The organism is Pseudomonas sp. E6002 (assembly GCF_013385565.1).
Classification (GTDB): Bacteria; Pseudomonadota; Gammaproteobacteria; order Pseudomonadales; family Pseudomonadaceae; genus Aquipseudomonas.
Genome location: NZ_JACAPT010000053.1, coordinates 6722 through 19441 on the forward strand (window position 1 = coordinate 6722; position 12720 = coordinate 19441).

Below are 12720 nucleotides of genomic sequence, written 5' to 3' on the forward strand. Positions count from 1 at the left end.
CCGCTCCCACATTTGGATCGTGTCCGCCTTTGGGTTTGATGTTGCTTCACCACACTTAAGCCCGAGCGAGGTGCAGAGTGGTGGGGCAAGAGCGGAACCCTAGGCGGCCGTTACCTGAATAACGGATATACCCTCAATCCGCCGCATTGGCATACAGATAATCCGTCGCCAACGAAGCCAGCGTCCGAACCCCAACCACCAACGCCGACTCATCCACAAAGAACCCCGGATTATGATTCGGCGCCGCCTTGCTCATGTCCTGGTCCCTCGGTGTCACCCCCAGAAACACAAACAACCCCGGCGCTTCCTTGGCATAAAACGAGAAATCCTCAGCCCCACCCACCAACGGGGCGTTGACCACATCCCCATTCGCCGCCCAACGCAAACTCGGCAGCATCTTCTCGGTCAGCGCCGGGTTGTTGATGGTCGGATCGTACTTCTCAATAATCGTAACTTCAGCCTTCGCCCCACCACTCTCGGCAATCTTCTCGACGGTCTGCCGCACATCCGCATGCAGCTTCTGGCGAATGCCATAGTCGTAGGAGCGAATGGTCCCACTCATGTCCACCGACTCGGGAATGATGTTGTACCGCGTCCCCCCGTTGATGGTGCCAATACTCACCACCGCCGGAAACGAAGAAATGTCCGTACGCCGACTGACCACTGTCTGCAGCCCCACAATGGCCTGCGCCCCCACGGTAATCGGATCGATCCCATCCCACGGCCGCCCCGCATGGGTCTGCTTGCCCAGGATCTTGATCCGCAGGTCATCCGAGCTCGCCAGCGTCGGCCCCGGCCGATACGCAATCTGCCCCGCAGGCAACCCACACATGCAGCCCAAAAACGGCATCCGGCTTGGGCGATTTCATCAGCCCTTCCTGCACCATCATCTTCGCGCCCCAAGTGTTTTTACCGTCGGGGATAAAGTCGCTCGGGCCTTCTTCAGCCGGCTGGAAATAAAACACCACGGTCCCAGGCAGACGATCGCGCATACCTGTAAGGATTTTCGCTGTGCTTAGCAGGATGGCGGTGTGGGCGTCGTGTCCGCAGGCGTGCATCACGTCGACTTCTTTATCGAGGTACACACCCTTGGCCTTCGAGGCGAAGGGCAGGCCGGAGACTTCCTTGACCGGCAGCGCATCCATGTCGGCGCGCAAGGCCACGGTCGGGCCGGGCAGGGCACCCTTGAGGATGGCGACAACGCCCGTGCGCGCCACGCCAGTCTTGACCTCCAGCCCCATCTCCCGCAGTTGCTTGGCCACCAGCTCCGCAGTGCGATGTTCGGTATTGCCCAGTTCAGGATGGGCGTGGATGTCGCGCCGGGTTTCCAGCAAGGCCGGTTCCAGTACTTTGGCCTGGGCGGCGATGGTTTCGCGGGCACTGTCCTGGCCGCTGCTGGCGGCGATGACCGCGCTGCTGGCGACACCGCACAGCAGGCCGAATACCCATTGGTGTGTAAGACCGGTCAAACGCATAAGGACTCTCCATGATTATTGTTGTTGATCCTGACGTCGTCCGGGCAGCGCTTATTCTTTCTCTTGCACGCCTCCCGCCGCTGTCACCACTTGCACGCTCAAGCGCGGGGTGGCCAGGTCCAGCCCGGCTTCGTCGAGGTGACGCTTGAGCGACAGGTTGAACGCCCGCGAAACCTCCCACTGCTTGATCGGCGCGGTCTTGAAGCGGGCGCGAAGAATCGCACTGCCGGACTCGAAACTTTCTACACCCTGAATCTCCAGCGGCGACCAGATATTGCGCCGCTGCAACGGGTCGTTGCGCATCTTCTGCCCGACGTCGCGCATCAGCTTGATGGCGTCGTCGATTTCCATGTTGTAGGGAATCGCCACCCGGAAGATCGCGTAGCCGAACTCCCGGGAGTAGTTCTTGATGCTTTTGATTTCACTGAACGGGATCGTATGCACGATGCCGTCGATGTCCCGCAGGCGCACGGTACGGATGGTCAACCCTTCGACCGTCCCCAGGTGGCCGCCGACATCCACGTAGTCATCAATTGCCAGGGAGTCTTCGATAATGATGAACAGGCCGGTGATCAAATCCGCCACCAGCGACTGTGCACCAAAACCGATGGCCAGGCCGATCACACCGGCACCCGCCAGCAGCGGCGTGACGTTCATGCCCATGTTCGCCAGGGCGACGATGGCGGCAATGATGAAGATGGTCACGAACAGCACGTTGCGAATCAACGGCATCATCGTCTGCGCACGCGCATTGGCCAGGCCTTTGCGCGAGCGGGTGAGGGCGTGGTGGATCGCGGTGTCGCTGAGGATCCAGATCAGCCAGGCAAACAGCAATGTGCCGGCAAGGCCGAACAGCTTGACGCTGATTTCATGCCCGTCGCCTTCGGTAAAACGGATCAGCGACAGGCCCCAGACCCGCAGGCCGAGTTCGATAAACACCAGCCACACCACCAGGTGGGCGAGGGTGTAGACGAAGCTTTTCAGGCGCTCGGAGTACAGCGCATGGCGCTTGTGCCCACGCTGCGGCTTGAGTGAATGACGGCGCACCAGGCCGTTGATCACCATGCACAGCACCAGCAACACCGTGCACAACAACGACTGGCGCAGGGCGGTGCTGGTGTCGCCGGCGGAGACGAAGGTGGCGAACAGCGAGATGCCCACCAGCAGCAACGCCGGCAGGTACCAGAAGGTGCCGACGATTTCGATGGTGTCACTCAGGGCGCGGCGGGTCAGGCGGCGGGACAGCGGCTGGTTGCGGATCAGGTGCGCAATCGGCCGGCGGAATCGCAGGATGAACACACCGGTGGACAGCGCGGCCATGACATTGGCGATGGTCGCGGCGACATGGGACAGGTGCTGGCCCAGGCTCTCGGCCAGGCGCGGGTCGCTGACGGCTTCGCCAAAGGCGGCAAAGCTGCCGATCAGCCACAACGGCCGGAAGGCCTGGTGGCGCAGGATGTACAACGCGCGGTGACGGTGCGGGCCGTCGAGTACGGAAAACGCGACCACGCAGATCGCCGAGAAGCAGGTGCCCACCACCAGCGCATAGGCCAGCACCATTGCCAGGGATTTGCCGAGGGACGAGGGCAGTGCGTAACTCATGTAGACGGTGATCACCAACGCGATCAGCCACGGGCCGAGCTTGCGCAGGGCAAAGCGCAGCAGGTCCCAGGTCTTGGGGTGTTGCGGCAGTTCTTCGGTCAGGCCGAAGCGCTCGCGCACCCGGTGGCTGAGCCAGATCAGGATCGCGGCCAGCAGGCTCCAGAGCATCAGGATCATGGCAAAGGCAAAGATGATCGGCAGCCATTCGCTGGCCGGCAGCATCAGTGCGGTGAGTTCATCCTTGGCCTGGTCAAATTCGTTGGACCAGCGATTGAGCGGGCTGTCGGCACCGGAGAATTGTTGCTCCAGGCTCGACAGCGTGCCGCCGATCAAACCGAGTACACCCAGTTCGGCGGCGGGCTGGGCCTTTTGCGTGGTCTCACGAAGCTTTTTCAGGTCGCTCAGCAGCTTGGTGCGCTGCTGGTCGTTTTCCAGGGTCTTGATCACCTCGTCCAGGGACTGGCCCAACGGGACGTCGGCTTGTGGCTGGGTTTTGGTGTTGCTGCCCAGCAGCCCTGGCAGGCTCACGGCGTGGGCAGGCGCCATGGGCAGCAGGGTCAGCAGGCAGAAAAGCAGGCAACAGGGCAGGGCAAACAGACGGGCAAGCACGAGGCGGTCAACCTTAAAAACGACGAATTGACCGAGTGTACGAGGCCGTCATGTGCAATGCGAGTGAGATTGTCATTCGGCGAGTTTGGCGAGGATCTTGTAAACCACGGTGCCGAGGATCAGCAGCATGCCGATCCACATGCCGAACACACCGATGGGTTTGTCGCGGAAGTTGAAGCCGATGGCCAGGAGGATCATGCCGGTCAGGATGGGGATAAGCATGGAGTGGAAGGCGGACATGGTGATCATGGTGCGACGGCCTTGTCGGGTGGGAATAGGTATAAGTCTAGGTCGATTTCGCCAAGTGCGAGTTGATCCGTGTCAGAAACGCTACAAAACCCGGTTAATTTCTACATCCGATGGCTTTTTTTCGATTGGCCACGGTCAACATCCCTCAGGAACCTTAAACCCAGGAGCATTCATCCATGAGCACACCCAAGGCACTGTTGATTCTGCACGGCAAGCAAGCCCTCAACGAGCAGGTGCGGGCGGCGGTGCAGGGCAAGCGCGAGCAGGGCTGGGAGCTGGCCGTACGGGTGACGTGGGAGGGTGGCGATGCCCAGCGGTTTGTCGATCAGGCCCTTGCCGATGGCTACACGCGGCTGATCGCCGGCGGCGGTGACGGCACCCTGCGGGATGTGGCCGAGGCCATGGCCCGGGCCAAGACCGAGGCCAGCCTGGTGCTGATGCCCCTCGGTACCGCCAACGATTTTGCCCGCGCCGCCGGTGTGCCACTGGAGCCCGAGCAGGCCCTGGACCTGCTGGATGTGCCGGCCCGTGCCATCGACCTGGGCGAAGTCGGCGGGCAGATCTTCCTGAATATGGCCACCGGTGGTTTTGGCAGCCAGGTCACCGCCAACACCTCCGAAGACTTGAAGAAAGTCCTCGGTGGCGCGGCGTATCTGTTCACCGGCCTGTCACGCTTCAGCGAGTTGCGCGCGGCCTACGGTGAATTGCAGGGCCCTGACTTTCACTGGCGCGGCGAGCTGCTGGCCCTGGGCATCGGCAACGGGCGCCAGGCCGGTGGTGGCCACGTGCTGTGCCCCGGCGCCCTGGCCGATGATGGTTTGTTGGATATCAGCATCTTGCCGGCGCCGCAGGAAGTGGTCGGCACCCTGCGCAACCTGATGACGGACGGCTGGGGCCTGGACAATATGTTTGTGCGGGCGCGCTTGCCGTGGGTCGAAATCAAGGTCGCCGAAGGGCTGGCGATCAACCTCGACGGCGAACCACTCCAGGGTGACGACTTGCACTTCTCGGCCTTGCCCCAGGCACTGCGGGTGCATCTGCCGGTGGACTCACCATTGCTGACTAATCGTCAAGGCTGATGATCTGTTCGCGCACTGCGAACAGCACCAGGCCCGCCACGTCGAAAATCTGCAGGCGCTTCATGATCTGCGAGCGGTGGGCTTCCACGGTCTTGATGCTCAGACCCAGGCCATTGGCGATTTCACGGGTGGACTTGCCGCGCACGATCAAGCGCAGGATTTCCAACTGGCGTGCCGTCAGGTTGTGGCTGTGGGGCGGCGGGTTGACCTGGGCCTGATTGCGGATCAGCGCCTGGTTGATCACCGTATGGGCGATCGCCGGGCTGAGGTAGCGTTCGTTGTTGCGCAACGCCAGCAGCGCGTGCTCCAGCTCATTGGCCGTGGTGTCCTTGAGCAGGTAGCCATGGGCGCCGGACTCCAGCGCGCACATGATCAGCTCCGGGTCGGTGTGCATCGACAGGATCAGCACCTTGCTCTTCGGGTAGGCGCGCTTGAGGTCTTTCAATGCATCGAGCCCGCCGGTGTGCTTCATCGACAGGTCAAGCAGCACGATGTCGGGTTGCAGCGCGTCAAACCGCTCTAGCAACTGCGCGCCGTCGCTCGCTTCACCGATCACCGCGTAGCCGGGAATATCCATGACCAGCGCACGCACGCCGGCCCTGATCAGGGAGTGGTCATCCACCAGGAGTAAGTTGCACGTCACTCTAGAACCTTATGGGGGTTGGCCCGTTCGAGGGCGCGGGGCGCCCAGGGGAAAAGCGCTTCGATCCTCGTCCCGGAGCCTGGCTGGCTATTGACCGACAATGTGCCTCCCAGTTGATCAATCCGCTCGGACATCCCGGCCATGCCCCGCTGGCCTTCCTGGGCGGGGTTGATGGCGGGCGAAAAGCCCTGGCCGTCATCGCTGATAAACAGTGACAGGCCTTCGGGCAGGCGTTGCAGGCGTACCAGCAGGTTACGTGCCTGGGCATGGCGCAGCATATTGGTGACGGCTTCCTGGGTAATGCGAAAGGCGGCAACAGCCATCTCTTCCGGGATGCCGGTCAGCCGTTGATGGCATTCCAGGCTCCAGCTTACCCGGGTGTTTTCCAGGGTCTTGAGCAGATGCGCCCGCAGGCTCGCTTCAAGGCCCAGGCTCGCCAGTTGCCGGGGGTTGAGGATGGCCGACACGTCCTGCACCTTGGCCAGGGTTTCGTTGAGGGTGTTGCACAGCACCGCACAGTGGCCCTGCAGGTTTTCCGGAAGACGGCGCTTGAGCCATTCACTTTGCAGCTTGGCGGCGGTCAACAGTTGGCCGATATCGTCGTGCAGTTCGCGGCTGAGGCGATGACGTTCGTTTTCCTGGACCTGCAACAGACGGTCGGCCAACTCCTGGGGTTGGAACTTGATGGACTTGCGTGAGCGCCACTGTTGCAAGCCCACAACCAGCAGGGTGGCCAGGTTCACTGACAACAGCGCCAGGGGAAGATCGGCCGAGTGTGCATAAGCCCACAGGCTGAGCAGGCACGCGCACAGGCATAGCGCGAGGGTTATCCAGCGTGCATTGCTTCGGGACACGGACCTTGCGATGAGTGACTTCAGGCTGGCGTACATAGGAGGCGCATTTCACGTTTATATGCATCATGAAGTTGAGTCACTTCGAGCGGGGCATGGTACCACCACTATTACCGTTGGTCGCCTGGCGCCGAGCGGGATGAGGCGTATTAATCACGGCAGCGTCCCGGAAGGTAGTCCCGGAGTTCAACGAGTGGGGAAGTTGTATCATTGAAGTTGTTTTGTATCAGTATTGTCGTTAGTGGCTTATTGATATTTTTCTGCTAACGACGTCGTGATGCATAAATAGTTGTGGTGTCGTTTTTAGATAATCAGGCAATTGAATGCGACATTTTTGTCGCTTAAATGCGAAGAAGCCTCAAATAGCGTAAGGCCTGTGTTGTTGCTTATAGCCGAAATCGCTTTGGGGGATGTGTTGGACAACGGTGGCGATCAACACGGTTTGTTCCGTTTCATCCAGGCCGAGCTTGCCGGTTTTTGTATCGATCAACTCCAGTTGCCAGGCCAGCAGGGTGAGGCAGTTGTGCAGTGCATCAAGTGCTTCGTCATGCAGTTGCAGGGGGCTGGCGGCGTTGCTGATCAGGTACTGGATATGCCGTGAGAACTCGCTGATCGCCCTCAGGGCCAGGGCTTCGGATTTTTCCGCGAGCTTGATCAGGTTGGTTTTCATGCAGTCGATCGCGTCACTGTCGTTGCGGATCAAATGCAGGTGGCTCAAGCATTCTTCAGACTTGGCCAGCAACATTTCCGCTTCGAGGAGGAACTCGGGAAGTGCAAGTTGCCACTCTTTGCCGTCGTTCATCACACAAGTCTCCAGAACATACGATCGGATGATGAGATGTTGCACCGGTTGAATGGCGTAAAACTACCGCTGAAATATGACGAATATCTGTAGGCCCGTTCCGACTTTTCAGTAGGAAATTTATTTGAATGACGGCCGTCGTCCGAGTACCCCACAATTTCCAGGGGCATTCGCACAACTTCTTTGGGTGCCAGTACATAAGTCACTGGATGATCCATTGGCCGTGGGCTTGCGATAGCAAACAAAAGCCTGACTCCATTCATGCAATGAGAATGGCGTCACATTAATGGCTATTAGATATCGCGAATATCAGGTTGGTCCTGATTGTGGATAGGGGAATCCCTTACATAGCGGAACCTCGCGCAGACTTTGCGGTCACGCGGCGGTGGTGATGGGCCTTGCGCTGAAGCGGGTTCAGTAAAGCATGATGTCAGTGTGACATCAATGGATTTGCATGGCATTTTAGTGGGGGGTCAAGGTCCGGCGTTTGCCGCCGATAACCTGCTTCAGTGACCAGCACTATCCATCCGCTAAACCCCAGGAGTCTTTAATGGCCGGCATTCTCGACACGGTAGATCAACGCACACAATTGGTGGGTGAGAATCGCCTGGAGATCCTCATGTTTCGCCTGGCCGGGCGGCAGCTGTTCGCGATCAACGTGTTCAAGGTGCAGGAAGTGCTGCAACTGCCCAAGTTGACCCTGATGCCCCAGCGCCATCCGTTTGTCTGCGGGGTGGTCAACCTGCGTGGGCAGACGTTGCCGGTGATCGACCTGTCCCAGGCGATTGGCATGCGTCCGCTGATTCCGGGCCCCAACAGCACCATTATCGTCACCGAGTACAACCGCTCGGTGCAGGCGTTCCTGGTGGGCGGCGTCGACCGCATCGTCAACATGAACTGGGAGGCGATCCTGCCGCCGCCGGCAAGTGCCGGGCGCCAGCATTACCTGACGGCCATCAGCAAGGTCGATGACCAGTTGGTGGAAATCATCGACGTGGAAAAAGTCCTCGCCGAAATCGTGCCCTACAACGCCAAGGTTTCCCGCGAGAAACTTGAAGACCCGGTGCTGGAACGCGCCCGCGGCCGCGAAGTGCTGCTGGTGGATGACTCCAACGTCGCCCTCTCGCAACTGCGTGACACCCTCGGACAGTTGGGGGTGAAGATGCACATTGCCAGCGACGGCCTCAAGGCACTGAACATGCTCAAGGCCTGGGCCGACAGTGGCCAGGTGATGACCGACAAGCTGTTGATGATCTTCACCGACGCTGAAATGCCCGAGATGGACGGCTACCGCCTGACCACCGAGATTCGCAACGACCCGCGCCTGCGCAGCCTGTACGTGGTGCTGCATACGTCGTTGTCCGGCAGCTTCAACGACTCGATGGTGAAGAAGGTCGGTTGCGACAACTTCCTCTCCAAGTTCCAGCCCGACAAGTTGGTGGACGTGGTACGTCAGCGCCTGATGCTGGACGAAGTCCCGGCTTGAGCTTAGGGTGACGGCTTTGTCCCTCAGGAATGCAGGCCCATGCTTCGTCTCAGCGCGTTGTACCGATACCCCTTGAAGTCCGGCAAGGGTGAATCCTTGCAGCAGATCGGCCTGGACACACTCGGGCTCGACGGGGATCGACGCTGGATGTTGGTGGACGAGGCCAGCGGGCGTTTCCTGACCCAGCGCGCCGTGGCCAGGATGAGCCAGCTCTCGGCGCTGTGGAACAGCGCCGGTGGCCTGACCTTGAGCGCCGAAGGCCAACCTGCGCTTGACGTGCCACTACCCGGCAGCGATGCCGAGTTGCGCGGCGTGACCATCTGGCGTGACACCTTGCGCGTGCCGGATGCCGGTGACGAGGCAGGCGCCTGGCTCAGCGAATTCATCGGCAAACCCACGCGGCTGGTGCAAGTGCCGCTGTCCCGTGCGCGCACGACCGAGGCCGGCTACGGCAAGGATGATGACAAGGTCGCGTTTGCCGATGGCTTTCCGTTGCTGCTGATCGGCCAGGCGTCCCTGGATGACCTGTCCCAGCGTATCGGTCGGCCCATGGAGATGCTGCGTTTTCGCCCCAACCTGGTGATCGAGGGCAGCGAAGCCTTTGCCGAAGACGGCTGGAAGCGGATACGGATTGGTGACGTGGAGTTTCGCGTGGTCAAGTCCTGCTCACGCTGCATCCTCACCACCATCGACCCGGCGAGTGGCGAGCGCAGTGCCGACCGCGAACCGCTGGCTACGCTCAAGACCTACCGCGAGCAAGAGGGCGATGTGATGTTTGGGCAGAACCTGGTCAACGATGGGGTGGGCCGCCTGGAAGTCGGCATGCCGGTGACGATCCTGGAGTAAGCAGCCCTGAAATGAAAAATGCCCGTCTCTCGCGAGACGGGCATTTTTTTCGGCTATCGAACGTTTAGCCGCGGTATTCGCACAGGTAGGCGGTGTCGACCGCCACCTTCAGCTGGAACTTGCTGTTGGCTGGCACGTTGAACTGGCTGCCGGCGGCGAAGGTTTCCCAGTCGGCGCTGTCTGGCAGCTTGACGGTCAGTGCGCCCGATACCACGTGCATGATTTCACGCTGGGCAGTGCCGAACTCGTATTCACCCGGGGCCATGACGCCGATGGTCGCCGGACCTTCTGCAGTGCCGAAAGCGATCGACTTGACGGTGCCGTCGAAGTACTCGTTGACTTTAAACATGGGCGAATCCTCGGAAAAGGGTCAAGAAAGGTCGGCCAGTATGCCTTCTACACGGGCAAAATCAACGGCAGCAGCCGTGCGGTATTGCGTGCATCTTCCAGCGCCCGATGCTGTTGGCCGTGGAACTGCATGCCGGCCAGTTGCAGCGCGCCGTTGAGCCCCAGCGGCTTGTCCAGGCGCCGGGCCTTGGCGAAGCGTTGCTTGAGGTTCACGTGGGGCGTCTGGCCCAGCACGCTGCTCAAGCCATGGCGCTGCCACTCCAGTTCCAGTTGCTGGCGATCGTAGTCACCCCAGCTCGCCCAGCCTTCCAGGCGTGCCTGGTGCTGGCCAAGCCAGCGTTCGAACAGCGGCCACACCTCGATCAACGGCGCGGCAGCGTCGATATTCGCCTGGGTGATGTGGGTCAACTGGCGGCAGAACGGCGTCAGCAGCGGCCTGCGCAATGGCCGCACGAAACGCTGGAAATGGTCCAGTTCACGGCCCTGGCGGTTGACCAGGCTCACACCGATTTCGATGATTTCCATCTCGGTCACGGGCCAGCCGCCTTCATCCGTTGTGGCTTCAAGATCAATAATCAGCCAATGAGGCATCGCAGGTTCCCGTACTCTTCCCGTCCTGATGGGGATAGAGCGTAGCCAAGCCTGCTAGTTCCGCCCAGGGCTTACTCGATCTCCAGCAAAATCTGACGGTTCCTGACCTGATCGCCTGCAACCGCCTGGATTCGCTTGACCACGCCACTCATGCCGGCCTTGAGTGGGTGCTCCATTTTCATCGCTTCCAGCACCAGCAACAGCTGGCCCTTGCTGACCGAATCGCCTTCGCTGACCCGTACTTCGACAATTGCCCCATCCATCGGCGCCTTGACCGTGCCGTTGCCGGCCTCGGCCTGGCGGGTGGCGACGGTTTGGGTTCGATCATTGATGCACACGCCGGGCAACCAGAGCCGGGTGCCTTGCAGGTGGTAGGCAATGCGACGGCGAATGCCGTTGAGAACGGCGGTGGCCCAGCGTCCGTCGGTGGAGAGGTCGCGTATTTCGATGGCGTGCAGATCAATCTCGACTTGCAGGCAATTGTCCGCCAGCACACTGAGGCTGATGGCCCGGGGCTCGTCGTGTTCGGCCAATTGCCAGGTCCAGGGTACGCTGGCGTTGTTGCGCCAGCCGGATAATGGCTGGGTGTGAGCGCTGGCGCTGTGTTGGTAAAACAGCGCGGCGGCCAGGGCCAGCTCTTCGTTGGTCGCGTGGGTACGCGGGATGTCGCTGAAGTGTTCGGCAATAAAGCCGGTGCTGAAATCGCCGGCGATGAAGTGTGGATGCTTGAGCAGGCTGGCCAGCAGGCGCTGGTTGGTGGGCACGCCGAGCAGCACGCAGTCTTCCACGGCCCTGACCAGCTTGCGCCGGGCCTCTTCGCGGGTGGCGCCGTGGGCGATGATCTTGCCCAGCATCGAGTCGTAGAACGGGGTGATGCGCTGGCCTTCCAGCACGCCATGATCGATGCGCACACCTGGCGCCGGGTCCCAGCGCAGTCCGTCGCCGGTTTGCGGGAGGAAGCCCTGGGCCGGGTCTTCGGCGTACAGGCGCACTTCCATGGCGTGACCGGTGAGGGTCACTTGTTCCTGACTCAGGGGCAAAGGTTGGCCGGCGGCGATGTGCAGTTGCCAGGCGACGAGGTCGAGGCCGGTGATCAGTTCGGTGACCGGGTGTTCGACCTGCAGGCGGGTGTTCATTTCCAGGAAGTAGAAATTGCCGTCGCGGTCGAGCAGGAACTCCACCGTGCCGGCGCCGACGTAATTGACGGCGCGCGCGGCCTTGAGGGCGGCTTCGCCCATGGCTTGGCGCAGCTCGGGGGTCATGACGGGGCAGGGGGCTTCTTCGATGACTTTTTGATGGCGGCGCTGGACCGAGCAGTCGCGTTCGCCGAGGTAGATCAGGTTGCCGTGGGTGTCGCCGAACAGTTGGATTTCGACATGGCGGGGGGCGATCAGGGCTTGTTCGAGGATGAGTTCGGCGCTGCCGAAGGCGTTTTGTGCTTCGGAGCGGGCGGTGCGCAGGTGTTCCAGCAGGGTGTCGGGGTTGTGTACCAGGCGCATGCCACGGCCGCCGCCGCCGGCGCTGGCCTTGATCATCAGTGGGTAGCCGATGTGGGTGGCTTGTTGTTGCAGGGTTGGGTCGTCCTGGTCGGGGCCTTGGTAGCCCTTGATGCAGGGGACGCCGGCGTTGAGCATGGCGATTTTTGAGAGGCGTTTGCTGCCCATCAGGTCGATGGCTTCGGGGCTGGGGCCGATGAAGGTGAGGCCGGCGTTTGCGCAGGCTCGGGCGAAGTCGGGGTTTTCGGAGAGGAAGCCGTAGCCGGGGTGGATGGCGTCGGCGCCGGTACGGTGGGCTGCGTTGAGGATGGCTTCGATGTTCAGGTAGGACTGGGTGACCGGGGCGGGGCCGATGTTGATGGCTTCGTCGGCCATCTGGACGTGCGGGGCGTCGGTGTCGGCTTCGCTGTAGATTGCTACGGTGCGGTAGCCCAGGGATTGGGCGGTGCGCTGGATGCGGCAGGCGATTTCGCCACGGTTGGCTATGAGGATTTTGTTGAACATGAGTGACCCCTTGGGTTGGCGTTTACCGTGTACATATCCATTCCTGCGGTAACGGCTGCTATTGGTTCCGCTCTTACAGCGGGTCACTTTTGAAAAGCGCAAAAGTAACCAAAACGCTCTGCCCCGCCTGTCGGCGCCT

General features: G+C 61.1%; 10 protein-coding genes and 2 pseudogenes. 3 read left to right on the forward strand and 9 right to left on the reverse strand.

Annotation, left to right across the window (positions count from 1 at the left end; translation table 11 throughout):
* Positions 1–133 precede the first annotated feature (133 nt).
* The 3 genes and pseudogenes from HX815_RS30445 to HX815_RS30455 all read right to left on the reverse strand — a co-directional run bounded on the left by HX815_RS30445 (position 134) and on the right by HX815_RS30455 (position 3935).
* Positions 134–1475, reverse strand: a pseudogene (locus HX815_RS30445) (amidohydrolase).
* Between the two features lie 51 nt (positions 1476–1526).
* Positions 1527–3686, reverse strand: a complete 2160-nt coding sequence (locus tag HX815_RS30450; protein WP_003219758.1) for a mechanosensitive ion channel family protein — start codon at positions 3684–3686, stop codon at positions 1527–1529.
* A gap of 72 nt (positions 3687–3758) precedes the next feature.
* The gene (locus tag HX815_RS30455) at positions 3759–3935 is read right to left on the reverse strand and encodes a hypothetical protein (protein ID WP_003219760.1); all 177 of its coding nucleotides are present in this window, start codon (positions 3933–3935) and stop codon (positions 3759–3761) included.
* Between the two features lie 176 nt (positions 3936–4111).
* On the opposite strand from HX815_RS30455, the pseudogene yegS reads away from it, so the two are divergent.
* Positions 4112–5036: pseudogene (gene yegS, locus HX815_RS30460) on the forward strand (lipid kinase YegS); the annotation flags it as partial.
* On the opposite strand, the gene HX815_RS30465 reads toward yegS, so the two are convergent.
* The 3 genes from HX815_RS30465 to HX815_RS30475 all read right to left on the reverse strand — a co-directional run bounded on the left by HX815_RS30465 (position 4998) and on the right by HX815_RS30475 (position 7310).
* Positions 4998–5657: a response regulator transcription factor gene (locus HX815_RS30465; protein ID WP_003219763.1), complete on the reverse strand. Its 660-nt coding sequence runs from the start codon at positions 5655–5657 to the stop codon at positions 4998–5000. The pseudogene yegS and the gene HX815_RS30465 overlap by 39 nt on opposite strands.
* Positions 5654–6547, reverse strand: a complete 894-nt coding sequence (locus HX815_RS30470; RefSeq protein ID WP_003219766.1) for a sensor histidine kinase — start codon at positions 6545–6547, stop codon at positions 5654–5656. Before HX815_RS30470 ends, HX815_RS30465 begins: the two co-directional genes overlap by 4 nt.
* A gap of 319 nt (positions 6548–6866) precedes the next feature.
* A complete protein-coding gene (locus tag HX815_RS30475) occupies positions 6867–7310 on the reverse strand; it encodes a hypothetical protein (RefSeq protein WP_003219767.1) in 444 nt (147 codons plus the stop codon).
* A 550-nt stretch (positions 7311–7860) separates the two neighbouring features.
* Here HX815_RS30475 and HX815_RS30480 point away from each other — a divergent pair.
* Together HX815_RS30480 and HX815_RS30485 are read left to right on the forward strand one after the other, a co-directional pair.
* Entirely contained in the window at positions 7861–8796 is a 936-nt protein-coding gene (locus tag HX815_RS30480; RefSeq protein ID WP_008430676.1) for a chemotaxis protein CheV, read from the forward strand.
* Positions 8797–8835: 39 nt separating this feature from the next.
* Positions 8836–9642 (forward strand): MOSC domain-containing protein, encoded by an 807-nt coding sequence (locus HX815_RS30485; RefSeq protein WP_003219772.1) that lies wholly within the window; start codon positions 8836–8838, stop codon positions 9640–9642.
* Between the two features lie 64 nt (positions 9643–9706).
* Here the strand turns inward: HX815_RS30485 and HX815_RS30490 are convergent, their stop codons facing one another.
* The 3 genes from HX815_RS30490 to HX815_RS30500 all read right to left on the reverse strand — a co-directional run bounded on the left by HX815_RS30490 (position 9707) and on the right by HX815_RS30500 (position 12581).
* Positions 9707–9991, reverse strand: a complete 285-nt coding sequence (locus HX815_RS30490) for a pyrimidine/purine nucleoside phosphorylase (RefSeq protein ID WP_008430672.1) — start codon at positions 9989–9991, stop codon at positions 9707–9709.
* A 47-nt stretch (positions 9992–10038) separates the two neighbouring features.
* Positions 10039–10581, reverse strand: coding sequence for an exonuclease domain-containing protein (locus HX815_RS30495; RefSeq protein WP_003219774.1), 543 nt, complete (start codon positions 10579–10581; stop codon positions 10039–10041).
* A gap of 71 nt (positions 10582–10652) precedes the next feature.
* Positions 10653–12581, reverse strand: coding sequence for an acetyl/propionyl/methylcrotonyl-CoA carboxylase subunit alpha (locus HX815_RS30500; RefSeq protein ID WP_177029437.1), 1929 nt, complete (start codon positions 12579–12581; stop codon positions 10653–10655).
* Positions 12582–12720: the final 139 nt, after the last annotated feature.